Below are 25,705 nucleotides of genomic sequence, written 5' to 3' on the forward strand. Positions count from 1 at the left end.
TTGAGTGGCCATGCAGCGTGATAACATTTTATTTACCCAACAATCAAGCGCCCCGCCTTATGCATAAAATTCTACGTATCCCAACCGTCTGTCTTTTCACTGCATCCCTCGGGGCTTTCGCATTCGCTCAGGAGGATGCGGCGGAGGTTCAGGAAGCGCCAGCCGAAGCGGAGGCTGTCGAGGAATCGGATCCATCAGTAGGCACCAAGGCCTACGACGCGACCACCGTTCGCGAGATGTTCGACAAGCTGAAGCAGGAGAACCAGCGGCTCGCCGAGGAAGAGGCTCCCCATTTGAACTCGGATCATTTGGAGGTCATCGAACTGGCTCCCATCAATGTCGATCCGTATGAAGTGCGCAACTTGGACCTGCTGATCGATCGCCTGGATCCCCAGCCGCGACGTCGCCTGGAGCGATTGGCGGCCATCGACCCCGAAGCGGCGAACGAGCTTCGTGTTTCCATCCGCTCCGAAGAGCGCTTCTTCGCAGGCGAGAATGACGCGATAGACAATGCGGGCGGCCGCACCGCCAACGTTGATTTCCGCAAGGTGGGCAGCACGCTTGCCGATGCGGTCAAGAAGGCCAAGGAGTCGATGCGCAAGAAACAGGTCACCGACGACCAGGCTACGTTGCCGACCGAGGCCGAATAGGGCTTTGGGGTGGATCCCTTAGATTTTGAAAACGAAAAAGGCGGCTCATCATTGAGTCGCCTTTGTTGTGCCTAGGTCGATTTGAAGATTTGGTCTCTAGAAGGGGAGCTTGCCTTTGAAGCTGCTGAGGTCGGGCATGCCGCCGCCCATGCCGCCCATTTGGCTGGGGTCCATGCCGGAGCCTTTCATCTGCTTCATCATCTTCTTCATCTGGCCTTTGCCCATTTTGCCGCCGCCCTGCATCTTTTTCATCATCTTCTTCATCTGCATGTGCTGCTTCACCAGTTGATTGACCTCCGCCATCTTAACACCGGCCCCGCGGGCGATGCGGTTGCGGCGGCTGGAGTTGAGCAGCTGCGGCTTCTGCCGCTCCTTCTTGGTCATGGATAGGATGATGGCTTCGCTGCGCTTCATTTGCGACTCGGCCTTATCATCCATGTTCATGTTCATTTTTCCCATTCCGGGAAGCATGCCGAGGATGGAGGACATGGAACCGAGTTTCTTGATTTGACGAAACTGGTTGAGCATGTCCTCGAAATTGAAGTCGCCGGACATCATGCGCTCGGCCATGTTGGCGGCTTCGTCCTGGTCGATGGTTTCCTGAGCCTTCTCGACTAGAGAAACCACGTCGCCCATGCCGAGGATGCGGCTGGCCATGCGGTCTGGGTGGAAGACGTCGAAGTTGTCCAGCTTTTCGCCGGTACCCGCGAATTTGATGGGCACGCCGGTGATTTCCTTCATGGACAGGGCGGCCCCGCCGCGAGCGTCGCCGTCCAGCTTGGTCATCACGATGCCGGTGAGCTGCACCGCCTCGTTGAAGGTCTTGGCCACGTTGACCGCTTCCTGGCCGATGGCTCCGTCCACCACCAGCAAGACTTCGTCGGGGTTGACCCGCTTTTTGAGCTCCTTGATCTCCTCGATCAGCTGCTCGTCGATCTGCAGGCGACCAGCGGTGTCGAAGATGATCAGATCGTCGCCCGCGGAAAGGGCTTCCGAAAGACCGAGCTCGCCGATGAAGGGCACGTCGGTGGTATCGCGCTTGGCGAAGCAGGGCACGTCGATCTGGCCGGCCACGGTTTCCAGCTGGTCGATGGCCGCGGGACGATAAACGTCGCAAGCCACCAGACGCGGCTTGTAGCCGTCTTTCTTGAGGGCCTTGGCGAGTTTGGCGGAGGTGGTGGTTTTACCACCGCCTTGCAGACCGACCATCATGATCTTGAGCGGCTTCTTCTGGGAAAGTTCAGTGGAGCCTTCGCCGAGCAAAGCCACCAGCTCGTCGTTGATGATCTTGATGATTTGCTGGCCGGGAGTGACCGTTTTCAGCACCTCCTGCCCGACGCACTTCTCCTTAACCCGCTCGATGAAGGCCCGAGCGACCTTGAAATGCACATCGGCGGAAAGCAGGGCGGCGCGCACCTCCTTGAGGGCTTCGCCCATGTTTTCCTCGGAAAGCTTGGCGGTGCCACGCAGGTGGCGCATGGCGTTGGTGAGCTTATCGGTCAGACTCTCGAACATAAGGGGCGAAGGTTGGCGCGGATGCGGCGATTGGTAAAGACGAAGCTGCAGGGAGACGGAAATCGAGGCAGGTTCACGGTCGAGGATGGCTTCGTTTTCATGGTAGGGCGTGACCGCCGGGCACGCCGTGATGCTCGAGGTTTATTCCGGCTGGCGCGGCTCGCCCGGCGGTCGAGCCCTACCTTTGCGACAGGCTCTAGAATTTGGAGAGGGGCAGGTCGGCGAATCGCACGGGGCGGCCGAGGCGTTGGCGGATCCGGGCGCAGAGGGTGAGGAAGATCAGGGCGGTGGTGAAGGTGTCACCGAGGGCGGTGTGGCGGTCGATCATGTCGAGGCCGAGATTTGAACAAACTTCCTCCAGTTTCGGTGGCGGCTGGTTGGCGTAGCCGGTGCGGTGGAAGGCGGGCAGCTCCTGCTGGGCGAGGCTTGCTGTGTCGATCACGCGGTTTTTCAGTTTCACTTTGAAATGCCTGCGGGCGGCTTCGTTGAGCATTTCCATGTCGAAGCGAATGTGATGGCCGATGATGACGGAGTTTCCAATCAGGCCGAGCAGCTCGCCGATGACCTCCTTTTCCGGGCGGCCTTCCGCGGTATCGGAGGGCAGGATGCCGTGCACTTCGATGGCTTCGTTGATTGGGGCGTCTTTTTGGTAGATGAGCCAGTTGCGAGCGGAAGCGACGTGAACCTCCCGTTGACGGATTTCGATGGTTGCGAGCGAGAGCAGGCGATCGACGCCGATCTTGAAGCCGGTGGTTTCGGCGTCGAGGGCGACCACGGTGAGGTCCGCTACATCGATGTCCTTTTCCGGTCGCTGCTTGCACGCTTGGCGGTAGGCGGAGGCGACTGGATCTGTGTCTTGGGAAAAGGGCCAGATCATCGCGATTGCTGTTCGAGGCGGAAGGTGGTGCGGAGGGCGGTCTGCACCATGCGCATGACATCGAAGACGTTGGAGAGCTGGGAACGCTCGAGCTTGGTGAGGTCGGCGGGGTTGATATAGCGGCCGGTGTCGCCGCGCTTGAGACCGGTCTGGGTGCGCAGGCGCAAAAGGAAGTCGTAGGCCTCGTAGGCGAGTTTCGCGGTTTCGGCCAGTTCGGGATAGCGCAGACCGATTTCCTCGAAGCGGCCGCCGGTGGAGTGCCGCTTCGTTAGGCCCTTGTGCATGACCAGCACGCGGGCCGCATCGCGCAGCGGAGAGAGGGCCCGTTTCTTAATGTCGAGCTCGCCCGCGTTGCCGCCTTTTTTCTCCACGATGAACTTTCCCCAGAAGTTGAGTGGCGGCGGCGTTTCCACCGCCATGTTGGCCATGGAGCGAATCAGCAGCGTCTGCTTGCCCACGAAGTCGAACATGGCGTTTCGAATGCCGCGAGTCAGCTCTTTGTCACCGGTGACGTGTCGCAAATCGAAGATGATCATGGCCCGTAGCATTTTCGGTCCGTCGCTGGCTTGGATGGCGTTTATTTCCTCCATCCATTCGCGATCGCTGCGACACCATTTGGGATTGGAAGCCATCACACCGCCTTGGCAGCGAGAGAATCCGCACTGTACCATGCCAGCGATGATCTCTTCCGCGAACTGGAGAAACACGCCGCGGTTTTCCTCGTCCTTTTCCGAGTCTCCGGTGGATTCGAAGATCAAGGCGTTGTCCATGTCGGTGCGAAGCACTTGCTCCCGTCGACCATCGCTGCCCACGGAAATCCAGGACCAAGCGACCTTTGGCAGGCTCAGGCCCTGGTTCTTCAGCTTTTCCATCGCCAATTCAGCCAAGCGCTCGATGAGCACGTCGTAGAGCTCGGCGCAGATCTGGCCGAGGAAGATTCCGGAAACGCTCGCTTCGAGGTAGCTAAGGGCGATCTGCTGAATCTCGTCGCAGATCTCCCTCAAGCGAGCCAGACTGCGGGTCATGCGCATTTCTCGGATCAGGCCGGCGGGATGGTTGCCGCTTTGAGCTAGCAGGTCTTTATGGGTGCAAACATCGAGCGCGGGCGAATGGGTGGTGCCGTCTTCAGTCACGCAGATCTGGCCAACGCGCTCGCGCATCATGAGGATGATGGCGGCGGTTGTATTGGAATTTTGGGTAACGGTGTAGACCGGGCTGACCATGATCTCGGAGACCGGAGTGTCGGCGGAACCTTCGTTGAGCACGTTGTGGCGGATGACCGCGTTGCTGGTGACGATGCCCAGCGGGTGTCGTTGCTCGTTCACTACAAGGATGGAGTGAACGCGTTTGGCGACCATCAGTTCCGATGCGATACGAATGGAGTCGTCCGGCAAGCAGGTGAGCAATCGATCGAGCGGACGCGGACGCAGAGCCTGGCCGCCATCGAGGTGAGCTTGCAGGATAGTACGTTTTCCTTGGATACGTGCCTCTTCCGGAACGGAAATCTTCCCGCCGATGCGGGTGGCCCAGAAGAGGTGACGCCGCACGTAGTAGCGAGCCGCGTCGTTGGTGGCGATCATTCCCAGAAAACGCTCCCAGGAGATCATGTAGAGCATGCAATCCTCTACCACCTTGGCGGAAACGCGGAATGGTGAGCCGTCCAGCAATGCGGTCAGGCCTATCAGATCGCCCACATCGCGTACGTCCACCAGCTCCGAACCCTCGTCGTTTTTCCAATAGTACTCCACGCGACCGCGGTTGAGGAAAATGACGTCCTTGCCCGGCATGTCTCCCTGGTCGAACAGCGTTTCGCCCGCCACGCGGGCGCTGACTCGAGCGTCGGAGGCGAGACGGGCCACCTCGTCGGGAGTCATCATGGAGAAAGGGGGGTAGATGGACATCGCTTGGGCGATGCGGCCAGGGATAACGTTGCCAGTTTCCATTGAGAGGAAAAAGACTGATCTGTTCGCATTTCGCAACCAGAACTATGGTTCGCAGGCTGGCCTTTCCTGCGAACCGTAAAGTGTTACGCGTGTAGGTAGGGCGTGACTGCCGTGGCACGCCGTTGCGGTCCGTCACGGCGGACGGACCCTACCTCAAGAGAGCGTTGGCGGCCGGACTCTGCCTTTTTAGAACGAAGCGGTGGCAGAGGTGCCGGCTTTCAGTTCTGGCATGGCGATGACTTCTTTGGTGAGTTCTGGTGGGGTGGTGGATTTTTCATCCATGCTCACTGCGATCAGCTCCTTTGCGGTGAGAGCGAATAGCGTAGGTTCGCCAGCGAGTTCTCCAAACCAGATGCGGTCGCTTAGTCGTGTGTTTTCCAATACGCGGGGTTCGCCGCCATCCTGGTCGAGGCGTTCCAGCGCAGGCACATTCGTCCTGCGGTGTTGCACGGTTTGCGGTTCGGTGCGGTAGCCCCAGACGCCGCTTTCGTTGGCGGTGAGGGCGACGAATTTCCTGTCGGCTTCCATGTGACGGATGACTTCGTAGTTGGAACCGTCGCGCTTCAGTCGATACACCACGCCGAGTCGATTCTTGCCGCCACCGTGGGTCAATCCGTAGAGCCAATCTCCAAAGAGAATGGGACCATCGGTGATGCTGTCGCCGTCGAGGGGAAAGCCTTTGAGCTGGTAGAGCTTTTCCGGAGCGTTTCCATCGAGCGTAAAACGATAGAGACTTCGCTGATCCCATCCGTAGTAGTAACCGTCCTTTCCATCGATGAAGGGAACGAGCGTCTTGAAAATCGGTTGAGCGTCTTCCGGGTATTCGTTCGCTCGGTACACGGTTTCGATTTCTCCGGATGAACGATCGATTTTCAGGAGACCGTCTGTGCCGCTGCGTCCTGGGTTGGGTACGGGACCGATTGCCAGCAAGTCCCCATTCGGAGCGATGCCGTAGAGTTTGGGACTGGTGCGGGTTTTGCTATCGTAGGGATATTTGGATACGATTTCGTAGCCCGTGCCATCTGTTCGGATACGGAAGATAGCGCCAGCGACTCGTGGCTGTTCAGCGAAAAAGGAGTTGTCGCCTGCGGTGCCGTAGAGGTAGCCATCGTCTGCGAGGACAAGTGACGAGGCTTGGCGGGCATGTTGTCCGCCGCCGATGAAGTGGTGAAGGATTTGGAAATCGCTGCCGTCGCCATTGAGTCGATACAGCGCGCCTTGGCCGTATTCTCCACCACTGGCCACGCCGTAGATCAAGTCGCCGTCACGTAGCCAGACGTGGTCGAATTGGGTGACTTTGGTTTGTGGATCCAGGGCGAAGAGGGACGTGCCGCCGCCTTTCTGCTGGGCCTCGGCTCGAGCTTTTCCGTAAGCTTGCGCTGCATCGAGATCGACCGTGTAGCGGATGATTTCCTGATCGAATGAGGCGTAGAATTGAAGGTTGTTTTCGTCGGTGAAGCGTGGGTTGATGAGATCGCGGAACTGGAGATCGAGCAGTGGCTCGAGGTGGTATCCATCGACGATGAGCGTACCTGCGTTTCGGCGCTCGGGACTGAAGTCTCGAAGGTGGCCGAAGGCGGCGAAGTGTTTGTTGTCCGGACTGAAACCCATCCAGAAGGCCGGATCGACAGTGAGAGCGTCCTCACCAAGGGAAATGTTTTCGCCATCGATCCAAAGTTGCGATCCGGGTTGTTCTCCGTGGGCGTGGAACTGGCCGACGAGGGCGGCTCGGCTAGCGTCGGACGAGATGACGGGCTCGCCTTGCTGGCGTCCGTGTATAGGAAAGCTTTGCTCGCCGACCTGCAGTTGTAGCTGGTTTTGCGCTTGGTTGGTGTAGATCAGATCCTCTGTGCCCGGATGGAACTTGAGAGCTGTTTGCGGGCCGTAGGATTCGGTGGGGGTCTTGAGCATGCCGTTCACGTAGATGCCGCTTTCGTATTGGCCTTGGCCGAACCATGCGATGCTTTGTCCTGAATCGCTGGATACGATCTGGGAGACGTTGGAGTAGGGGCCGTATTCCATGCCGTCGAAGACCAAAAAGGCGTTTCTCCCGTTGCGAGCCACGTAATAGAAGTGCTCGCCACTGGCGGAGAATTCCGGGTTCTCTATCATTGGATATTCTGGTCCCATGATTCCGTCGACGATCACGTGCCAGACGGCTCCGTTGCCGCCTTGTAGGTAGCGAGCGGCCGCCCAACGGGAGCCGTCGGGACTGAGCTGAAAGTAGCGCGCGGTCTGTCGCGACTCGTTTTGATCGGCCTGATAGTCGAAGGCGGTCTGGCCATTTACCACCACAGAGACGGTGATCGGATCGGGATTGTTGTAGCGGTTTTGACGAGGATCGGTTTGGATGGGGCTTTCCAGCCAGGCGACGCCGTTGGCTTCTTCGGTGACGCGAAGGCTGTTGGCGATGAGGGCCCCTTGGGATTCGATGACCGTCCCGTCGAGGAATTGGATGACGGCTCGCTTATCGCGTTCGCCCGCTTTTTGGGCGGAGTAGACGGCGGCGAGTTTTCCGTCGACAGTAGCGAAGCACAGGGGATGCAGTTGAGTCTCTATGTTCAGGTAGGCGGGCCCGGGCACACCGTTGATGAAAACGCGATGTTCGTCCTGGCGGCGATTGTTAACCATTTTCTGGATACGTCCGATGTAGGCGTAGGCAGGTTGGCCTTCATCAGGTTCGTGGAAGGCCATGGTGTTTGGCTGTGTCATCGGAAACACGTCCGCTGGAGAAGGCGTTTCGTTGATAACTAGCGTCATGCTGGGGCCGCCCAGCTGATAGGATTGGTTTTCCTGGTAGACGCCGTAGATGAAGTTCCCTCCATCTGAAACCGCCGCCATGGTGAGCCGTCCGTTGGTGGGCCATTCCCGGTGGATGCCGTTCGACGCGACGATGAGTTGAGTGGTGCCACCTTGATTGGCCACGTAGACCGCTTCGTCGCCCTTTCCAGTGAATCGTATCGGGGCGTCTTTGGGTCGATATTGAAACGGAAGCCCCGGGCGGCGTACGGAATAATCCTTTTGGTAGACCCGAACCAGTTGTCTGCCAACCTGCGTGTAGAGCGGTCCGGCGATGCCGTCGATGATCATGTTCTCACGGCTTCCATCGCCGCCCATGAAGCCATAGTGCTCGCCGTCCGGCGAGGTCATGAGAGCGGTGTTGTAGTTGGAAACGCCGGGATGAAAGGTGCCGAGCTTCTCCGCTTTGATGATCGGGTCCCCTCGACCAGCGACCGCTGCCCCGAGGCAAAACAGCGAGACAATGGCTTTCGTGAAAGCCGATTGTGTTAGAAAGGACAGGCTAGCACGCGGCAGGGCCGCGCTAGAGCAGTCGACATCTAGCATGGGAGGAGGTGGATTAGGCGTTGGATGGATAACAGAGTAGGCTGAATGCGAGAAAAGAGCCCGAAGCGGCATTTGTCTAGAACAGTGTTTCGGTCTCCTTGGCTCGGTGGGACGAGGGCAGCCGCGAGTTTATTCGCCAGAAATCCGATTTTTCTTCCGCTAAATTTCCTGCTGGATCATTTGCCCACTTCCTGCAATGTGGGCGGATTCTATGAACGAGGTATTCAAGTTATTAGCTGAAGGCGAACGTCTCAATGAGAGCCAGATGGCCAAGATCCTTGGCATGACGCGCGAGGACGTGGACGCACAGCTAGAGGAATTGAAAGGAAAGGGAATCCTTCTCGGCTGGATACCCGTGCTTAATCCTGAAAAGGACGACTCCCTCGCCGTGAGGGCCGCGATCGAGGTGAAGATCACTCCCGAACGCGACGGTGGTTTCAATCGCCTCGCCCAACGCATTTCCCGTTTCGACGAAGTCGAGTCCTGCTACCTGATGTCCGGCGGCTACGATCTGCTGGTAGTGGTGAAAGGCTCTTCACTGCACAAGGTGGCCAGCTTCGTTTCCGAGCGCCTCTCTACGATCGAAGGCGTTCTGTCCACCGCGACCCACTTCATGCTTCGCGCCTACAAGGAACAAGGCTACTTGATCGAGCAGCCAGCGGAAGACAAGGCGCGTCTTGACGTGACGCCGTAGCGGAGGACGAAAAATCTTAATTCGAACCTCTTCGAGCGGCTGCGACTTTGGGTCAGGCCGCTTTTCCCGTTTCTAAAACACGCCTTATTTGCCAGCACTTTCACTCGAACCACCCGCCAAAAGCGCGGGATTCCGACAAAAAACCAAAATACGAACTCCAATGTCTAACGACCAAACCCGTTTCATCGCCGATCATGTTATCGGACTCCCGCGTTCGGGAATCCGCGACTTCTTCGAGCTGGTGGCGGCCATGAAGGACGTAATCTCGCTGGGAATCGGCGAGCCCGACTTCACGACGCCCTGGCACATACGCGAGGCGGCGATTTACGCATTGGAGAAGGGACGCACTCACTACACCTCGAACCTCGGACTGATCGAACTGCGGCGGGAAATCTCCGCTTACGTGGGGCGCAACTTCGGCTTGGAGTACAATCCGCACAACGAAGTGCTAGTCGCGGTGGGCGTTTCCGAAGCCATGGACATCGCCCTGCGGGCGGTGATCAATCCCGGCGACAAGGTGCTCTACCAGGACCCGTGTTTCGTATCCTATCACCCGACGGTGATGCTGGCTCATGGCGTTGGCGTGCCCATCAAGACGGATGCTAAGTCCGCCTTCACCCTCAAAGCTGAGGAAGTGAAAAAGGCCTGGCAGCCCGGCTGCAAGGTGCTCTTGATCAACCTTCCTTGCAATCCGACAGGCGGTGTGGCCGAGCGGGCCGAACTGGAAGAAATCGCCAAGTTCGCCGTGGAAAAGGACATGCTGGTCATCAGCGACGAGATCTACGCCGAGATGACCTACGAGGGGGAGCACATCAGCATCGGCACCTTCCCGGGGATGCATGAACGCACGATCTTCCTGCACGGGTTCTCCAAGGGTTGGGCCATGACCGGCTGGCGTTTGGGCTTCGCTTGCGCGCCCGCTCCGCTGACCGAAGCCATGATGAAGGTGCACCAGTATTCTATGATGTGCGCCTCTATCGTCGCTCAGGACGCCGGTATCGAAGCCCTGCGAAATGGAGACGACGGCGTGGCGAAAATGCGTCAGGCCTACCATCGTCGTCGCGATCTGGTGGTGAGACGTTTCAACGAGATCGGGTTGACCTGCCATAATCCCAACGCGACTTTTTATGCGTTCCCGAATGTTTCGGTAACGGGTCTCGATTCAGTGACCTTCTCCAAGCGCTTGCTGGAAGAGGAGAGGGTGGCTATGGTGCCTGGCACCGCTTTCGGTAAATTCGGCGAGGGCTTCGTGCGCTGCAGTTTCGCGACTGGCTATGACCAGATTGTGGAGGCCTGCGACCGCATCGAGCGCTTCGTCAACAAGTGTAAGTGATTTTTGAAGCGGGGGAGCGTGACTCCCCTGCGTTTCGTTTCGGTGTAACAATTTTCTGGATATGAACTTCACAGTGGCAATCGTAGGCCGACCCAACGTTGGCAAAAGCCGTCTCTTCAACCGATTGGCGGGCAAGCGCATTTCGATCGTGCACGATATGCCGGGCGTGACGCGCGACATCATTTCGCGCGATCTGGAAGATGGCTACACGCTGATGGATACAGGTGGCATGGGGCTGCTCGAAGGCATGAGCGATACGCCGGCGAAGCTGGTCACCGCGGTGGAAGGACAGATCGATTTCTCCATCGACGCGGCGGACCTCATTTTATTCGTGGTCGATGGCCGAGAGGGGCTGCAGGCGCTCGACGCCCAGATGGCCGAGAAGCTGCGCCGCACCCAGAAACGCGTGCTGCTGGTTGTGAACAAGGTGGATACCGATACCACTGCGATCCGCGACAAGGAGTTCTATCGCTACGGATTCGGCGAGCCGTTCCTTGTATCCGCGGAACACGGACGGGGAGTATCCGGCTTACGAAAGTCGGTGTTGAAGATTCGCGACGAAGTGGTCGGTCCGCCCGCTCCGGAGACCGAATCAGGCAAGAAGGTGATCAAGGTTTGCTTCATCGGTCGCCCGAATGTTGGCAAATCCTCCTTGAGCAACTGTTTGGTCCAGTCCGAGCGCTTCATCGTGAGCGACGTGCCTGGCACCACGCGCGACTCCATCAACATGCCTTTCACCTGGAAGTCGAAGCGCGGCGAGGATTGGCACTTCCAGTTGACCGACACGGCTGGGATTCGCAAAAAAACCAAGCTGAATTCATCGGTTGAATACTTCTCTCGCGTTCGCTCGCTCGACGCCATTCGCGATGTGGACGTGGTCTTTATGGTGGTCGATGCCAAGGAAGGCCCCACCAATCAGGACAAGGCCATCGCCGGCGAAGCCACCGCGGCCAACAAGCCGGTGGTCATCGTGGTCAACAAGTGGGACCTGACTTTGAAGGCATGGGAGAACGATGAGATCGACGGCTTCGAAACGGAAAAGGACTTTCGCGAGGCCTTCGAAAAGGGCATCCGCCGCGAGCTCTTTTTCGTTCCCGGATCGCCAGTGGTTTTCGTCTCCGCCAAGGAAGGAATCGATATCGAAAAGATCCTCTACCACGCCCGTCAGCTCGACAAGCGCATGGGCCGCAAGATTCCCACCGGCCGCTTGAACAACAAGATCTACAAGATGGCCGAGCGCATGCCAGCCCCGAAGAAGGACGGTCGCCGCTTCCGCGTTTACTACGCGGTGCACACAGGCAACCGCCCGTACCGCTTCAAGATCTTCTGCAACCAGGCCAAGAAATTGGCCGACTCCTACAAACGCTTCATGGTCGCAGGACTTGTTGAGGAGTTCGATCTCGACGGCTGCCCCATGGTCTTCGATTTGGTGAACAAGAAGAACCCGTACATCCAGGAAGATTAGGCAAGAGAGCGGGCCCGGACGTCCCGCTCCACCATCCGCCGGAAGCTAAACGGTGGAACGCGACCTCCGGGCGCGTTTTCATGTGTCGCGTATCAGATCAAGCTTACATCACATTCGTAACGTTGAAATAAAATGGCATATCGAATGATATTCATGGGCTCGGATCCCATCGCCTTGCCGGCGCTGAACGCGATTTGGGAAGGCGAGTGCGGCGATATCGAACTGCTCGCCATCTACACGCAGCCAGATCGACCCCGCGGTCGTGGCAAGAAAGTGGCGCCCAATGAAATCAAAACTTGGGCTTTGGAACGCGGCTTGCCGGTGCATCAACCGGAAAAGATGCGAAAGGAGCAGCGTCTGGAAATCGAGGCCATGCAGCTCGATTCAATCCTGGTGATGGCCTTCGGTCACTTGCTTTCCCAGAAACTGATAGAAACGCCGAGATACGGTATTTGGAATCTGCATACATCTTTGCTGCCCAAATATCGCGGCGCCTCGCCCATCCAGTGCGCGGTGGCGAGTGGCGATGCCGAGACCGGGGTTTCTCTCATGGAGATGGTACGCGAGATGGATGCGGGACCGGTGCTCGATGTGGAGAAGGTCAGTATCGAAGCCGAGGATACAGCCCTCGATGTCGAGGCCAAGTTGTCCGCGGCTTGCGTTCCGCTCTTGCGCCGCGGTTTGCCGCTCATCCACCGCGGTGAGGCGACGTCGCTGCCGCAGGACGAATCGCAGGTCAGTTTTGTTCGCAAGCTTGGCAAGGAGGATGGCGAGTTGGATTTTAGGGTGGAGGGCCGCGAGCTAGCGAAGCGCATCAACGGGTTGTTCCCTTGGCCTGGGGCGCGGGCTAGGCTGGGCGATCTGGTGATCAAGATCGGGCTGGCGACCTGGGATGAAGCGGATTGTTCAGGCCAGCCGGGGGAGGTGCTCGATTTGGAGTCGCGAGGGCTGAAGGTTGCTTGCGGGACCGGTAGCGTTTTTCTCAAGCGCTTGCAGCGACCTGGCGGCAAGATGCTCGACGCGGCCGATTTCATGCGCGGCTTCGAGTTGCCCGAGAAGTCGGTTTTCGAGTCGAAGCAGATGCCGCCACTGGTGACGCGCGATGGCCGGTAAGGAAATTGCTCCCGTCTTAGCACTTGTTTTCAGAGGAACTTTTTTTCAGATTTGCAGGATGTTGCGTAGCCCCTTTCTCGGTCTCCTTTTGGTAGTGTACCTGTTCGGTCTCGCTGTTGGTCCATCGGCGAAGGCCCAGAGCTCGTCGAATCTCCAGTACCAGGTAGCGAATCTCATCGCGGACGTGCGCATGCTCGATGAGCGACTGCGACAGATGACCAACGAGCTGGAGGAGATGCGCCGCGAAAACCGCCGCCTGCGCGAGCTGGTGGACAGCTACGAGCAAAGCGCCGACGGCAAGCTGGCTCGCTTCGTGACGGCCGATCAGCTCAACGCCTCGATTCGTCAAGCGGTGGCTGCCTTGGAAAAGCGCGACGAGGTGTTGAAGAAGGAGGTGATCGAGGAAGTCGGAAAAACCATCGAAGCGTTTGCTTCGAAGGTGAACAAGGCGCTTGGCGCCATTCCTCAGATCGAAAAGCCGGATCCAAACATCAAGACGAGCTTCTCGCTCGAAGGCGTTCCGTCGGAAGGGGTTCCCTACACCGTGGCCCCAGGCGACACCTTGGCCGGTATCGCGAAGAAGATGAATTCGCGAATGGATTGGATTCAGAACGCCAATAAAATTTCAGATCCTCGCCTGCTCCAGGTAGGTCAGGTCATTCTAGTTCCTCAAGAGAAGTAATCTGCGCCATGGCGAAAGGAAAACCCCGTTTGGGTAAAGGGCTTGCTGGACTCATCTCCGGCAACACTGCGAAGAAGTCGGCCGAACCGGTCGCCAAGGCCACGGCCGCTAGCAAGTCGACAGCGGCCAAGAAGGCCGCCCCCCCGGCAGCGCCGCCCGCGAAGAGCGACGAGTCCCCGGCCAAGGCGAATTTCATGGAAATCTCGGTTTCCAAGGTGGAGCCGAATCCCTACCAGCCTCGCCGCGAGTTCGAGGAGAGTCAGCTGAAGGACTTGGCCGAGAGCATTCGCAGCGAGGGCTTGATCCAGCCCATCGTGGTTCGGGAGGTCGACGGCATCTATCAGCTGGTGGCGGGAGAGCGGCGCTGGAGAGCTTTCAAGCTTCTCAAATTGAACAAGATACCGGCCCGCATCATTCAAGCGGGGGATTCGTCCTCGGCCTCCATGGCCTTGATCGAGAACCTGCAGCGGGAAAACCTCAACCCGATCGAAGAAGCCATGGGCTACGCCAGCCTGCTGCGCGATTTCGACCTGACTCAGGAGCAGGTGGCGGAACGCGTCGGAAAGGGCCGGGCCACAATCGCGAACGCCCTGCGGCTCCTGGCCTTGCCTGAAGAGATTCGAGGGTATCTTTCCACCGGCTTGCTGTCGGTGGGGCACGCCAAGGTGCTGCTCGGTCTGGAGAACAAGCAGGAGCAAACCTTGATCGGGCGCCGCATTATAGAGGATGGCGTCAGCGTGCGCGGCACCGAAGCCCTCATCGAGTCCACCAAGCGCAGCGGCAAGTCGAAATCCAGCAGCGGTCGCGAGGTTTCCTCGGCGGAGGCGGCGGCGATCGAGGACATCGAGAAGCGCATGACTTCCTTCCTCAACGCCAACGTGGCGCTCAAGCACAGCCCTAAGAAGGGAAGGATTCTCATCGAGTACACCGGAAACGACGACCTGCAGCGTATTCTGGAAAAGATCGGCCTGGAGGAAGGCTAGCCATTCCGTCGCCAAAGGGCGAAAAGAGCGTGGCGCGAAAGCGGCTTTTCCGTCCTTGACAAGCCAATTCCCTTTTTCGACTGTCTCCGATTCTTATGGACTCTCTCAACGCCTTTCTGACCATTGTTTTGGTCCTAGTCTCTCTCCTCTTGATCCTCGTGGTCCTCATGCAGCGCGGCAACGCAAACGGCGGACTCGGCTCCGCGATGGGTGGCGGCATGGCGGAATCCGCGTTGGGAGCGGAAACGTCTTCCGTGCTGACGCGTTGGACGAGAAACATTTCCATCATCTTCTTCGTCATGGTCTTTGGCCTCTATCTCGGCCGGCTTTACGTGCACGAGCACCAGGCGGAAACCGGTGGGACGCTGCCGCAGATCGAAGCCACCGAGCAGAACAACGCGGTGAACGCTCTGCAGGAGCTGATTTCCGCCTCCGAGCAAGCCGCCGAGGAAGCCGAAGCCACCTCTCAGGACGCTGCAGCTGCAGCGGAGGATGCGGCGGCTGGAGCTCAGGACGAGGCTCCTGAAACGCCTGCGGCTGAATAGCCGTTTCCAGGAAACTTTACTTTGCTTGGCCGGGTCTCTTAGCTAGCCCGGCCATTTTCATGTCTAGACCTCATCACATTCGCCCCGTTTTCGCGACTTTGCTGGCGCTGCTGCTCGCCCTGCAATCCTTTCAATTCGCGCACGCCCAGCGACGTCATGGCTCGAGCCCGCTGGATACGCTCGGAGAAGATGTGAGCCAGAAGGACGGGTTCGAGGTTCTGAGCAACTTTCGCCGCCTTGGCATCGCGGCGGACTATCGGCTGAACTTCCAGCTGCGCCTCATGCCGCGTGGGGAAAAAACCACTACGGTGCCGGGAGTGATGCTCGGCACCATGAACCAGATGGGACCGCTTTCGCGCCTCGACGTGGCGATCGAGCCGGCGGAGGTGAGCGAGCGAGGAGAGCTGACGCCTGCGGTGACGCGGCGTCTCTTGCTGCAAAACGGAATATTCGCCAACGCCATGGAGCTCGCGGAGACGGAGGAGGGACCGGTTCCGGTTTCGGTGACTGCTGAAGACTATTTCGAGCCCATCGCAGGCAGCGATTTCACAGTATTCGATCTGCTGATGCCGTTCAGCTATTGGCAGGAGTTTAGATACGAGGGACGCACCACCATGAAGGGTCGCCCTTGTCACGCTTTCAGCATGTTTCCGCCGGAAGGAAATGAAGAGCTGAAGGAGCGCGTATCCAAGGTGCGGATCTACCTCGACGAGGAGTTTTACGCCTTGATTCGAGTGGAGATCTTCGACGCGGACGAGGTGAAACGGAAAACCATTTCCGTGGTCTCCTTCAAGGTGGTCGACGGGCAGGCCGTGCTCAGCCAAGTCGATGTGCGCGACGAGCTAAGCCGCGACAAGACGCGCTTCAAGGTGCTGGACGCCGCCATGGGCGTAGAGCTGCCGTCCTGGGTGTTTCAACCCGAAGGACTGCTGCAGCCGGTCTATGGGACGCAGCTCGCGACCGCGGCCGCTGCTTCCGTCGATGAGCCTGAAGGGACCGCGGGCGAACAAGGCGAGTAACCTCGCCTCGATCGGAAAAGCCGCGTTTCGCGGAAACGCGGCCACGGAGCGCGAACATCAAAAGCGCCGCGCTTTGCGAGACGCGCTCGATCTTGGCGAGGGTCTGCGAGACTCCGCATTAGAATCCGCGAGCGATCATCTGCTCCACGATGTCATCGAAATCGGATGCGATGGGCGCGAGCTGGGTCGTTGCCCTCTGCTCGACCTCGGGGACGCCCTGCGCCGCCTTGTTTAGGACGGATGACGAGGCGATGAACGCTGCGGCGATCAATAGGCCGCAGAGCGCGGACCTGAGAAACGAGGATTTCCGGGAGGGAGTATTGGGTTTCATGCTCCCAGCATTCGCAGGGGCGATGCCGGAGATGGATTGCGTTTTTGCAACTGTATGAAGCTTAGGGGAATAGGGATTTATGTGATTTCGAAATGAGTTAGAACGAGTCCACCGCTTGCCGATATTGACTATCTTTCATGTGCAAATAGTGTACATCGATGCCGAGAAATCTGTTTACCCGCGAGCAATGGCCCCTTGCTCAGAAGCTAGCTGCGATCGTCTACTGCAATCCCTTTGAGGAGACGCGCTGGAATTTGGAGAAGGAGTGTCTCGGCGGCGACTATCAGGAGCGTGCCGCCTACGTGGCGCCGGGAGATTCGGAGGAGCTGCTGGCGCCGAATCTCAAGCGACTCCTAGGTCTCGCTCACGAGTTGATGGAATCGGCCCGGACCAAGCTGAAGGCTGCGGGGGAGGCGTCGCAGGAGGAGCAGGGCGTGTACGAGAACCTGATGCACTTTTTGGTCTACCACGAGATGATGGAGCGTTACGACAAGCTCATCGATAAGACCCTGTCGGGTCGGCCTCGAGCGGTGGAGGCGGAGTTTTACTACGAGTATCGAGAGCGGCAGCGCTACTATTTAGCTGTCAGTCCTGCCACTCGCTTTTCGACAGCGGACGAAGCCCTCTACTTCGCGCTCTATTTTCAGTTGAGACGGGCCTGGCTGAATATCTACCGCTACCTCGTGGGCGGCTCGCAGGCCATCTGCGAACTGCGCGGGCGCATCTGGAACTCCTGCTTCACCCGCAACATGCAGCGCTATCAGAGGTCCCTCTACAATCGCATGGGCGATATCGTGACCTTGATCACGGGACCGTCGGGAAGCGGCAAGGAGCTGGTGGCGAGAGCCGTCGGCATGTCGCGATTCATGCCGTTCGACGAGCGTAGCAGCTCCTTCGCGGTGGATTTCGGCAAGGCGTTTTACCCGCTGAACCTGTCCGCTTTGTCGCCGACCTTGATCGAGTCCGAGCTGTTCGGGCATCGCAAGGGGGCATTCACCGGCGCCTTGCAGGACCGCAGCGGGTATTTCGAGGAGTGTGGCGAATACGGCACGGTGTTTCTCGACGAAATCGGAGAGACCGATTGCTCCATCCAGGTGAAGCTCCTTCGGGTGCTGCAGACCCGCCAGTTTCAGCGGCTGGGCGACACCTCGCTGCGCCCCTTCGTGGGCAAGGTCATGGCTGCGACCAACCGCGACCTGCCGGACGAGATCGCCAAGGGGAGCTTCCGGGAGGATTTCTATTTCCGGCTTTGCGCGGATCGCATCCGCACCCCGTCGCTCAGCGAGATCATCGCCGGCGACACAAACGAGCTCGAGCTTCTCGTTCGCCACATCGCCTGCAAGGTGGCTGGACCGGAGGACGGGGAGGCTCTGGCGGAGGAATCCTGCGACTGGATCGTGAAGCGCCTCGGACCGGCCTATCGCTGGCCAGGCAACTTTCGCGAGCTCGAGCAATGCGTGCGCAACATCATGGTTCACGGCAGCTACGAGACGGTCGACTTCGGGCTGAGTCAGCAGGAGCTCGATCGAATCAAAGACGCGACGGAGCAGGGGCTGACCGCCAACCAGCTGCTCAGCCGCTACGCCCAGGAGGTCTACCTCCAGCGAGGAAGCTACGAAGAGACGGCCAAGGTTCTGCAAGTCGATCGCCGCACTGCCAAGCGCTACGTGCTCGGGGTGGATTGAGGCGCCCCATTGGTTTGTAGCGTGCGGTTGCGTCACGATGTGCAAAAAACGTCTGGATGGAATGGGTAGAAATAGTTTCCCGTGTGCCGGATCTACCGTCGATCGACCAAGCGTTATTCTTTCTAAGTTTCAGGTGTTGAGCAACTAAGGAGAATCGCGAGCCCGCTGTCTGCCTCGCTGGCATGGGCTGAGCGAATGGGGAGGCATGAACGTACAGACTGCTTCCCTGTTTTCCTACCGATTGATTCTAGCTCAGGCCTTGAACGCCTTTGGCGATCATGGGGCGAAGATCGTGGCGTCCTCGCTCGTGGCGGCGTCCTTTCCCGAGCGGCAAGCTGCCCTTTGGGTAGGGGTGATCTCCTTTCTCTACCTCGCTCCCTACGTGCTCTGCGCCCCGCTGGCGGGACGTTTGGCTCGCCGTCATTCGAAAGCTCGCATCGTGAAAGCCAGCTTTCTGTTCCAGGCTGCGGCCATGGGCGGGCTGGCGATCGGGGCATACTTCTCATGGTTCGGGCTTATGATGTTTTCCGTGTCCATGGTTGCGATACAGTCCTGCTTTCTGGCTCCAGCTCGCAACGCCTTGCTCCGGGATCTGTGCGGTCCTCGAAAGATCGGTCAGATGATGGGATTGATCGGATTGGCGGGGGTAGGGGCCACCTTGGCCGGTTTGGCGATCGGCGGGTGGTCCTTCGATTTGCTTTGGTCGAAATTCGGCACGCCATGGCGAGCGGCGTCGGTCGCCGCGGCGGTAGCGGCCTTGGTTTCGCTTTTGGCTTTTGTAGTTTCGTCTAGAATACGTAGCTCCAGCGAAACCAAGCTCGAGCAATGCAAACCGTTTCGGGAAACCCTGCGGGAGCTGGCGGTCACGCCCGGCCTGCGCTGGCCGTCGCTGGGACTGGCTTGGTTCTATGGCGTGGGAGCGATGCTGGTGATGATCCTCCTGCAGGATGGCCGTTGGGAGCATGGGCAGGGTCAGGGAGCCGCGAGCCAAGGCGGATTCATGGCGGCGTTGTTGGGAGCGGGCGTCGCCCTTGGAAGCGGCTTGGCGGCCTGCCTTTGTCGCAAGCGTGTGGAGCTGGGCCTTTCGTTTCTTGGGGCGATCGGCTTGATGCTCGGCGCTCCGCTGACAGCTATGTTTTGGCATAGCGACCTGCTTTCGATCGTGGGCGTGGCGATCCTTGGATTGGCGGGCGGCCTTTTCGCCACTCCGCTGAACGCGGCATTCGTTTCGCGTTCGCCAAGCGAAACCCGCTCCGCGAGCATCGCGGCCAACAACCTCGTGATCAACCTTGTCTCTGGTGGCTTCGTGGGGCTCGCTTCGATCCTTGGATACCTCGCGTGGAGCCCGGTCGCTCAGCTTTGGGTAGTCGCTGCTACGACAGTTCTGGTGGTTGTCGTAATGATTAAACTGATACCGGAAGGCTTGCTTCGGGTCGCCTTGGTTGCTCTTGCCCGAGTTCTGTATCCAACCCGAGTCAAAGGGCTTGAGAACCTGCCGGAATCAGGTGGGGCGTTGATCGTGGCGAATCACGTCTCCTTCGCCGACGCGGTGCTGATCTATGCCGCGGTCGATCGCCCTGTTCGCTTCGTAGGAACGGACGAGCTGTTGAAGAAGCCATTGATGCGTTGGGTGTATCGACGATTCAACGTCATTGCGGTATCGCCAAGCAAGGCCAAGGACGCGATTGCGAAAACGGTGCGTGCCCTGAAGGAGGACAAGTCGGTGGTCTGCATTTTCCCGGAAGGCGCCCTGACGCGAACGGGCATGCTGATGCCCTTCAAGAAAGGGACTGAATTGATCGCCCGCATGGCGCAGGCGCCGGTGATTCCCGCTTATATCGATGGCATGTGGGGATCCGTTTTCAGCTTCGCTGGAGAGCCGTTTCGCTATCGCCTTGGAATGCCCATGCGTCGTTCGGTGCGCATCGGGTTCGGTGCAGCCCTCCTCGGGGAGGATGCCAGCTCGGACGGGATGCGAGACGCCGTCATGCAGCTTGGATACGAATGCTTTTGCGCCCGGCCGGAGCTGCGTTCCAATCTGGGCTACCAAGCTCTGAAGGCGCTCAGGTCGAACCCGTTGAAAACCTGTTTGGTCGACTACGGGCTGCAGGGACGGAAGCTGAAGCGCATCGAGCTCCTGGCAGCGGCGCTGGTGGTTTCGCGCGAGCTTAAGTCGGCCCGAGGCGAGAGTCGCGTCGGGGTTCTACTCCCGCCGGGGGTGGCCGGTTGCGCCGCGAATCTGGGCCTCGCTTGGGCGGGGCGTTCTTCGGTGAACCTGAATCCCACCGCGGGCTCGGAAGCCCTGCGAACCATGATCGCTGACGCGGGCTTGAAACGGATCGTCACCTCTCGCAGGGCGCTTGCGAAGGTGCCAGGTCTCGATCTTTCGTCGGTATCGCTGCTCTACGTCGAAGATCTGCTTTCGAAAGCCTCCCTTTTCAAGCGAGGGCTGCTGGCGGCGTTGGCCATGGCCCTGCCAGCTCGCTGCCTCGCCAGCGTTTTTTCCATCGCCACTGATGGAGGGGATCGAGAGGCAAGCCTCCTCTTTTCAAGCGGCAGTTCAGCGGCTCCGAAGGGCATTCCGCTGACGCATTGTAATCTGATTTCGAATACGATGCAGCTCTCCGAATGCACCCTCATGCGGCCCGAGGATCGCATTCTCGCTAACTTGCCGCTGTTTCACAGTTTCGGTCTGACAGGGGGACTTTGGCTGCCCCTGCTGCGAGGCATGACCATGGTGTCCACGCCATCGCCGCTGATGGCGAAGGAAGCGGTGAAGGCGATCCGCGAGGGATCCGTATCGGTTGTGCTGGGCACGCCGACCTTTTTAAGAAACTACCTGAAGCGAGGGGAAACGATGGACTTTTCCAGCGTCCGCTTGACGGTCGCTGGCGCTGAGAAGCTTCCGGAACGACTGGGCTCGCAATGGCGAAAAGTGGTGGGCAGCCCCATCCTGGAGGGCTATGGCTTGACCGAGTGCTCGCCAGTGGTTTCGGCCAATTGTCTGAGAAGCGAGGCCTGCGCTGGGCGATACGTTCTCGAGCAGCGGGGAGACTTGGCGGGAACGGTCGGACGTCCGCTTCCAGGTGTTTGGCTGCGGCTCGTTTCGGAAGGGGATCGAGCCCGTAAGTGCCAGCGCGGCGAGGCCGGCTTGATTCAGCTAAAGGGGCCAAACGTCTTTCGTGGCTATCTCGATCCGAGTCAGAACGAGGAGCGCTTCACCGAGGACGGCTGGTTCGACACTGGAGATATCGGGTGTATCGACGAAAATGGATACTTGAGCATCGAAGATCGCGTATCCCGCTTCTCGAAGATCGGAGGCGAAATGATCTCTCTCGCTCGCGTGGAAGAGGCTCTGGAGCGAGCGTTTCCGGACGATGGATCGAGCGGAGAGATCCGCTTTCTCGTGGCGTCACGGTCCTGTCCCCAGAAGGGCGAGGAGCTCGTGCTGATCAGTCCGTTGCGGATCGATCTGGGAGAGGCGAGAACGCGTCTGCGAGCGCTCGGCATTCCCAATCTGTGGATTCCGCAAAAGTCTGTCGCCGTGGAGCGGATACCGCTTTTAGGAACGGGAAAGCTCGATCTGAAGGCCTGTCAGCAGCTCGCTCTCGCCGCCTGAACGGGTCGGCATGCGACTAGGTTGCGGCGAGGTTTCGCCCTGAGCTCGCGTCGAAGAGGTGGGCTTTGCTTATCTCGAACGCCAGTTCGAGCGTCTGGCCGGCGGAGAACTTTGCGTCGCTGCCGACGCGACCGATCAGGTTTTGCTGCCCGTTGCGCAAATACAGAAAGGTTTCGTTTCCCATCGGTTCCACCACCTCAAGCTGGAGCTTAGCGGTCAAACCTGCCAGGTCGCTCGCTTGGGACGCAACCTCTCTCATGTTTTCCGGACGGATGCCCAGCACGACTTGCTCGTCCAGGTGGCTTCGCCCTTGCTCGGCGAGTCGAGCGTCGAGCTTGAGCGCGATGTCCGATTGCTCGGCGTGAAAAAAGAGGTGGGCGTCTACGCTTTCGAGACGGCCCCTTAGCAGGTTCATGGGCGGGCTCCCGATGAAGCCTGCCACGAAGAGGTTGGCAGGCTGGTTGTAGAGCGTGAGGGGGTCGTCGACCTGCATGATGTCTCCATGGTTCATGACGCAGATGCGGTCTCCCATGGTCATGGCTTCCACCTGGTCGTGGGTGACGTAGATCATGGTCGAGTCCAGGCGATCGTGCAGCTTGGAAATCTCGGCTCGCGTGCTGACTCGCATCTTGGCGTCGAGGTTGGAAAGCGGCTCGTCGAAGAGGAAAACCTTGGGCTTGCGTACGATGGCCCGCCCGACCGCGACCCGTTGCCGCTGACCGCCTGAAAGCTCTTTGGGCTTTCGGTGTAAGAGATCTTCGATACCGAGAATGCGAGCCGCTTCGTCGACGCGTCGCTTGATCTGTTGCTTGCTGAACTTTCGCAGCTTCAAACCGAACGCCATGTTCTCGAAAACGCTCATGTGTGGATACAAGGCGTAGTTCTGAAACACCATGGCAATATCGCGATCCTTCGGGGGCACATCGTTGATGAGGTTTCCGTCGATGGAAATCTCGCCGCTTGTGATGTCCTCCAGTCCCGCGATCATGCGAAGGGTGGTGGATTTGCCGCATCCGGATGGTCCGACCAGCACCATGAATTCGCGATCCTGTATGCTTAGGTCGATACCGTTGACCGCAGTGACGTCCTTGTTCTTGCGATCAGGATAGATCTTGGTGAGGGAGCGGATTTCGACAGTGGCCATGACACGGGAATCCTATCGGCTGTTTTTAGGAAAAGGCGAGTCTAGGCTTTCTCCGTTTCCTTGGCCAAAGCTGACAGAAACGTCGGGACAGCGTTGATACGAAACTGTCTGGCAGAACAGGTTCGGCGTATCCATTGGCTCGATCGAACCCCGCATTCGAATCGTATCGAAGATCGTCCTACTGGTGTAAAAGCGAAGAAAGGGAAGCCTGCTCGAAGCTCGAGTTTCCCCTGTATCGAAATTCCTGATCTGGATACAGATCGAAGGCCTCGAAACGTAAAAGGTGACAAAAAATCTGAATACACCGCCGTTTTAGGCCAAAAATATTGTAAAAACAGGGTGTAACCAAAAAATACTAACAAGTTTAGGTTTGAAAAACTACGGTATAAGAGTAAAAGAACGTTTCTTCAGGTTTAAGAATTCCCACTTAATAAACCGTTAATCCTAACCATACTAACGTTATGGCCGCTAAAAAAAGCGCTGAGAGTTCCCCTCTCACATTCGATCTGAAGGCAGACCTCATCGCTGTCCTCGATAAGTACCAAAAACAGCTCGGTGTATCCAAAAGCGAAATCATTCGCTATGCGATCGCCGGCTTCGACTATGCTGGCTTTGCGCCAGCTGTGGAATCGCATCGTCAGATCTCCGTGCGTCTTCCACTGGATCAAAAGAAGGATCTGGTTAAGCTCGCTAAGTCCAAGAAGGTGAGCATCGGCGAACTGCTTCGCGCAGCGCTCGAAACCCTTCCGACAGTTCCTGCCAAGTCAGGGATCGAGAAAGCGGCTCCTGCTCCTAAGAAGGCTGCCAAGAAAGCAGCGAAAAAGGCAGCTAAGAAGGCGGCAAAGAAAGGCGCCGCTAAGAAGGCTGCCAAGAAAGCCGCCAAGAAAGCCGCCGCCAAAAAGGCTGCCAAGAAGGTAGCGAAGAAGGCGGTCAAGAAAGCTGCGAAGAAAGCGGCGCCCAAGAAGGCGTCCGCCAAGAAGGTAGCGAAAAAGGCTGCTAAGAAGACAACCAAGAAGGCTGCCAAGAAAGCCGCCAAAAAGGCACCGAAGAAGGCTGCCAAGAAGGTCGCTAAGAAAGCTGCGAAGAAGGCTGCTAAGAAGAAAAAGAAGTAATCCGCTTCGATTCCTTTTATCACTTCAAATCAAAGCCGAGGATTCGTCCTCGGCTTTTTGCTTGCCTGTTCGCTCAGGCGCTTTGCGGCTTTTTCGCTGACATAGGAAAGTCTCGGGAGCAACGCTGAGGGGCGTGCGCTCAGGCCTGCGACGTCAAAGCGGCGGCAGCTGAGCGTGCTTGATCCCTTTTCGAAGGCTGCGGATCACGGTATCGAGGGTTTGGATGCGAGCCCGCATCTTGCAGTTTGCGGGGATGATATGCCAAGGGGCGTAAGCGCTGTTTGTCTTGTCGATCATCTCGTTGACCGCTTCTTCGTAGAGCTCCCACTTTTCGCGGTTGCGCCAATCCTCGTCGGTTATCTTCCACTGCTTGAGCGGATTCTCCTGACGGGCTTGGAAGCGTTCCAGCTGGGTCTCTTTGTCGATGTGCAGCCAGAACTTTACGATCTGGGTGCCGAAGCGAGCGAGGTGGCTTTCCATCTCGTTCATTTCCTGGTAGGCGGCCTGCCATTCCTCGTTGCTGCAAAGCCGCTCGACGCGTTCGACCAGCACACGTCCGTACCAGGACCGGTCGAAAATGGCGATCTTGCCCTGCTGCGGCATTTCCTTCCAGAAGCGCCAGAGGTAGTGGTGGCTCAGTTCGAGTCGGGTCGGCGCTGCCACAGGGGTGACATCGTATCCGCGCGGGTCGATGCTTTGCACGAGACGTTTGATGCAGCCGCCTTTGCCCGCCGCGTCCCAGCCGCAGAAGACGATAACCACCGGCACCTTGTGAGAGTGCACTTCGTGTGCCAGTTCGTGGATGGTGTGCTGCCGCTTCTTTAGCGTAGCCTTGTATTCCGCCCGATCCATGGGTTCGGGGAACTCGGTTTGAGCGAGGTAGTTGGTACCCTTGTAGGGTATCCATGTTTTGGATCTTTGCTTGGAGTTTCGTGGCTTTTGGCGGGCCTTTTCCTCCTCGATGGCTTTTTCGAGCTGATCGATGATGCGATTGTAGATTTCGATGGAGGCGCCTTTGAAGGACTGGGTATCCACGACCTGCCAGGGAGCGTAGTCGCGGTCCGTGGCTTGGATCATGCGTTCGACCATGCCCATCAGCGTTTTGTACTGGCGGTTTCGACGCCAGTCTTTCGCGGTCACCCGCCAGGCGGTCTTGGGGTTGCTCTCCAGCTTTTTCAGGCGTTTCGCCTGAACCTTCTTGGGCACGGTCAGGAAGAGCTTGATGATCTTCACTCCGCTGTCGTGGAGCTGGCGTTCGAATTTTACGATGTCGTCCCAGTAGCTCTCCATCTGTTCGTCGTGCAGCTTGCCTTCGGCCCAGGTGTCGAGGGCCAGGTAGTAGGGGCCGCGGTCGTAGAACTGGATTTTCCCTTTGGCGGGGGTGTTGTTCCAAAACCGATGCAGCAAGGGGTAGCGACGCGGCTCCTGATGGGAGGCATGGGTCGAGTAGACCTTGAAGGAGCGGCTGTCGATCTCGAGCAGAATTTGGTTGAGCAGCTTCCCTTTGCGCGAGGCGTCGAGAGCTTCGATCATGACCAGCACGGGGATATCTAGATCGTTGGCTTCGCGCTGCAGCACGCCGAGCTTGATGGCGAGGTCCTTCAGAACGCTCTTGGACGGTTTTTCGGATTCGGAGGCGTCAGACATGTG

19 protein-coding genes are annotated in these 25,705 nt (G+C 58.5%); 12 read left to right on the forward strand and 7 right to left on the reverse strand.

Going from position 1 to position 25,705, the window contains the following annotated elements; all coding sequences use genetic code 11:
- Nucleotides 1-59: 59 nt before the first annotated feature.
- Nucleotides 60-650: a hypothetical protein gene (locus tag QEH54_RS07555; protein WP_309018043.1), complete on the forward strand. Its 591-nt coding sequence runs from the start codon at nucleotides 60-62 to the stop codon at nucleotides 648-650.
- Between the two features lie 96 nt (nucleotides 651-746).
- Here the strand turns inward: QEH54_RS07555 and ffh are convergent, their stop codons facing one another.
- The 4 genes from ffh to QEH54_RS07575 form a co-directional block, all read right to left on the reverse strand.
- Nucleotides 747-2,165, reverse strand: a complete 1,419-nt coding sequence (gene ffh / locus QEH54_RS07560) for a signal recognition particle protein (RefSeq protein ID WP_309018044.1) — start codon at nucleotides 2,163-2,165, stop codon at nucleotides 747-749.
- Nucleotides 2,166-2,361: 196 nt separating this feature from the next.
- Nucleotides 2,362-3,042 (reverse strand): 3'-5' exonuclease, encoded by a 681-nt coding sequence (locus QEH54_RS07565; protein ID WP_309018045.1) that lies wholly within the window; start codon nucleotides 3,040-3,042, stop codon nucleotides 2,362-2,364.
- On the reverse strand, nucleotides 3,039-4,985 hold the full coding sequence (locus QEH54_RS07570) for a DUF294 nucleotidyltransferase-like domain-containing protein (RefSeq protein WP_309018046.1): 1,947 nt from the start codon (nucleotides 4,983-4,985) through the stop codon (nucleotides 3,039-3,041). The genes QEH54_RS07565 and QEH54_RS07570 overlap by 4 nt, the downstream gene beginning before the upstream one ends.
- 186 nt (nucleotides 4,986-5,171) lie before the next feature.
- Nucleotides 5,172-8,330, reverse strand: coding sequence for a choice-of-anchor tandem repeat GloVer-containing protein (locus QEH54_RS07575; RefSeq protein WP_309018047.1), 3,159 nt, complete (start codon nucleotides 8,328-8,330; stop codon nucleotides 5,172-5,174).
- 211 nt (nucleotides 8,331-8,541) lie between these two features.
- Here QEH54_RS07575 and QEH54_RS07580 point away from each other — a divergent pair, with 211 nt between their 5' ends.
- The 8 genes from QEH54_RS07580 (at nucleotide 8,542) to QEH54_RS07615 (ending at nucleotide 16,164) form a co-directional block, all read left to right on the forward strand.
- Nucleotides 8,542-9,024: an Lrp/AsnC family transcriptional regulator gene (locus QEH54_RS07580; protein ID WP_345785643.1), complete on the forward strand. Its 483-nt coding sequence runs from the start codon at nucleotides 8,542-8,544 to the stop codon at nucleotides 9,022-9,024.
- 160 nt (nucleotides 9,025-9,184) lie between these two features.
- Nucleotides 9,185-10,357 (forward strand): aminotransferase class I/II-fold pyridoxal phosphate-dependent enzyme, encoded by a 1,173-nt coding sequence (locus tag QEH54_RS07585; RefSeq protein ID WP_309018049.1) that lies wholly within the window; start codon nucleotides 9,185-9,187, stop codon nucleotides 10,355-10,357.
- Nucleotides 10,358-10,418: 61 nt separating this feature from the next.
- Nucleotides 10,419-11,822, forward strand: a complete 1,404-nt coding sequence (gene der / locus QEH54_RS07590; protein ID WP_309018050.1) for a ribosome biogenesis GTPase Der — start codon at nucleotides 10,419-10,421, stop codon at nucleotides 11,820-11,822.
- Between the two features lie 132 nt (nucleotides 11,823-11,954).
- On the forward strand, nucleotides 11,955-12,935 hold the full coding sequence (fmt, locus tag QEH54_RS07595) for a methionyl-tRNA formyltransferase (RefSeq protein ID WP_309018051.1): 981 nt from the start codon (nucleotides 11,955-11,957) through the stop codon (nucleotides 12,933-12,935).
- 58 nt (nucleotides 12,936-12,993) lie between these two features.
- Nucleotides 12,994-13,617 (forward strand): LysM domain-containing protein, encoded by a 624-nt coding sequence (locus tag QEH54_RS07600; RefSeq protein ID WP_309018052.1) that lies wholly within the window; start codon nucleotides 12,994-12,996, stop codon nucleotides 13,615-13,617.
- An 8-nt stretch (nucleotides 13,618-13,625) separates the two neighbouring features.
- Nucleotides 13,626-14,600, forward strand: a complete 975-nt coding sequence (locus tag QEH54_RS07605; protein WP_309018053.1) for a ParB/RepB/Spo0J family partition protein — start codon at nucleotides 13,626-13,628, stop codon at nucleotides 14,598-14,600.
- 95 nt (nucleotides 14,601-14,695) lie between these two features.
- Nucleotides 14,696-15,145 (forward strand): preprotein translocase subunit SecG, encoded by a 450-nt coding sequence (gene secG / locus QEH54_RS07610; RefSeq protein WP_309018054.1) that lies wholly within the window; start codon nucleotides 14,696-14,698, stop codon nucleotides 15,143-15,145.
- 59 nt (nucleotides 15,146-15,204) lie between these two features.
- The gene (locus QEH54_RS07615) at nucleotides 15,205-16,164 is read left to right on the forward strand and encodes an outer membrane lipoprotein-sorting protein (RefSeq protein WP_309018055.1); all 960 of its coding nucleotides are present in this window, start codon (nucleotides 15,205-15,207) and stop codon (nucleotides 16,162-16,164) included.
- A gap of 118 nt (nucleotides 16,165-16,282) precedes the next feature.
- Here the strand turns inward: QEH54_RS07615 and QEH54_RS07620 are convergent, their stop codons facing one another.
- Complete coding sequence (locus QEH54_RS07620; RefSeq protein WP_309018056.1) at nucleotides 16,283-16,495, reverse strand: hypothetical protein; 213 nt, start codon at nucleotides 16,493-16,495, stop codon at nucleotides 16,283-16,285.
- A gap of 158 nt (nucleotides 16,496-16,653) precedes the next feature.
- Between QEH54_RS07620 and QEH54_RS07625 the strand changes: the two genes are divergently transcribed.
- Both QEH54_RS07625 and QEH54_RS07630 read left to right on the forward strand, forming a co-directional pair.
- Nucleotides 16,654-18,180 carry a sigma 54-interacting transcriptional regulator gene (locus QEH54_RS07625; protein WP_309018057.1) on the forward strand — a complete coding sequence of 509 codons (1,527 nt, stop codon included), beginning with the start codon at nucleotides 16,654-16,656 and terminating at the stop codon, nucleotides 18,178-18,180.
- A gap of 205 nt (nucleotides 18,181-18,385) precedes the next feature.
- Nucleotides 18,386-21,799 carry an MFS transporter gene (locus QEH54_RS07630; protein ID WP_309018058.1) on the forward strand — a complete coding sequence of 1,138 codons (3,414 nt, stop codon included), beginning with the start codon at nucleotides 18,386-18,388 and terminating at the stop codon, nucleotides 21,797-21,799.
- A gap of 16 nt (nucleotides 21,800-21,815) precedes the next feature.
- Here QEH54_RS07630 and ugpC read toward each other — a convergent pair whose 3' ends face one another.
- Entirely contained in the window at nucleotides 21,816-22,943 is a 1,128-nt protein-coding gene (ugpC, locus tag QEH54_RS07635; protein ID WP_309018059.1) for a sn-glycerol-3-phosphate ABC transporter ATP-binding protein UgpC, read from the reverse strand.
- 461 nt (nucleotides 22,944-23,404) lie between these two features.
- Between ugpC and QEH54_RS07640 the strand changes: the two genes are divergently transcribed.
- Entirely contained in the window at nucleotides 23,405-24,055 is a 651-nt protein-coding gene (locus QEH54_RS07640) for a CopG family transcriptional regulator (protein WP_309018060.1), read from the forward strand.
- A 153-nt stretch (nucleotides 24,056-24,208) separates the two neighbouring features.
- Here QEH54_RS07640 and QEH54_RS07645 read toward each other — a convergent pair whose 3' ends face one another.
- The gene (locus QEH54_RS07645; RefSeq protein WP_309018061.1) at nucleotides 24,209-25,702 is read right to left on the reverse strand and encodes a hypothetical protein; all 1,494 of its coding nucleotides are present in this window, start codon (nucleotides 25,700-25,702) and stop codon (nucleotides 24,209-24,211) included.
- Between the last annotated feature and the right edge of the window lie 3 nt (nucleotides 25,703-25,705).

The sequence above is a fragment of the Pelagicoccus sp. SDUM812003 genome (assembly GCF_031127815.1).
Lineage (GTDB): Bacteria > Verrucomicrobiota > Verrucomicrobiia > Opitutales > Opitutaceae > Pelagicoccus.

What these genes read in the sequence shown, in the direction of transcription:
- QEH54_RS07555 (WP_309018043.1), top strand. Translation starts at nt 60, where the DNA reads ATGCATAAAATTCTACGTATCCCAACCGTCTGTCTTTTCACTGCATCC.
- ffh (WP_309018044.1), bottom strand. Translation starts at nt 2,165, where the DNA reads ATGTTCGAGAGTCTGACCGATAAGCTCACCAACGCCATGCGCCACCTG.
- QEH54_RS07565 (WP_309018045.1), bottom strand. Translation starts at nt 3,042, where the DNA reads ATGATCTGGCCCTTTTCCCAAGACACAGATCCAGTCGCCTCCGCCTAC.
- QEH54_RS07570 (WP_309018046.1), bottom strand. Translation starts at nt 4,985, where the DNA reads ATGGAAACTGGCAACGTTATCCCTGGCCGCATCGCCCAAGCGATGTCC.
- QEH54_RS07575 (WP_309018047.1), bottom strand. Translation starts at nt 8,330, where the DNA reads ATGCTAGATGTCGACTGCTCTAGCGCGGCCCTGCCGCGTGCTAGCCTG.
- QEH54_RS07580 (WP_345785643.1), top strand. Translation starts at nt 8,542, where the DNA reads ATGAACGAGGTATTCAAGTTATTAGCTGAAGGCGAACGTCTCAATGAG.
- QEH54_RS07585 (WP_309018049.1), top strand. Translation starts at nt 9,185, where the DNA reads ATGTCTAACGACCAAACCCGTTTCATCGCCGATCATGTTATCGGACTC.
- der (WP_309018050.1), top strand. Translation starts at nt 10,419, where the DNA reads ATGAACTTCACAGTGGCAATCGTAGGCCGACCCAACGTTGGCAAAAGC.
- fmt (WP_309018051.1), top strand. Translation starts at nt 11,955, where the DNA reads ATGGCATATCGAATGATATTCATGGGCTCGGATCCCATCGCCTTGCCG.
- QEH54_RS07600 (WP_309018052.1), top strand. Translation starts at nt 12,994, where the DNA reads ATGTTGCGTAGCCCCTTTCTCGGTCTCCTTTTGGTAGTGTACCTGTTC.
- QEH54_RS07605 (WP_309018053.1), top strand. Translation starts at nt 13,626, where the DNA reads ATGGCGAAAGGAAAACCCCGTTTGGGTAAAGGGCTTGCTGGACTCATC.
- secG (WP_309018054.1), top strand. Translation starts at nt 14,696, where the DNA reads ATGGACTCTCTCAACGCCTTTCTGACCATTGTTTTGGTCCTAGTCTCT.
- QEH54_RS07615 (WP_309018055.1), top strand. Translation starts at nt 15,205, where the DNA reads ATGTCTAGACCTCATCACATTCGCCCCGTTTTCGCGACTTTGCTGGCG.
- QEH54_RS07620 (WP_309018056.1), bottom strand. Translation starts at nt 16,495, where the DNA reads ATGAAACCCAATACTCCCTCCCGGAAATCCTCGTTTCTCAGGTCCGCG.
- QEH54_RS07625 (WP_309018057.1), top strand. Translation starts at nt 16,654, where the DNA reads ATGCCGAGAAATCTGTTTACCCGCGAGCAATGGCCCCTTGCTCAGAAG.
- QEH54_RS07630 (WP_309018058.1), top strand. Translation starts at nt 18,386, where the DNA reads ATGAACGTACAGACTGCTTCCCTGTTTTCCTACCGATTGATTCTAGCT.
- ugpC (WP_309018059.1), bottom strand. Translation starts at nt 22,943, where the DNA reads ATGGCCACTGTCGAAATCCGCTCCCTCACCAAGATCTATCCTGATCGC.
- QEH54_RS07640 (WP_309018060.1), top strand. Translation starts at nt 23,405, where the DNA reads ATGGCCGCTAAAAAAAGCGCTGAGAGTTCCCCTCTCACATTCGATCTG.
- QEH54_RS07645 (WP_309018061.1), bottom strand. Translation starts at nt 25,702, where the DNA reads ATGTCTGACGCCTCCGAATCCGAAAAACCGTCCAAGAGCGTTCTGAAG.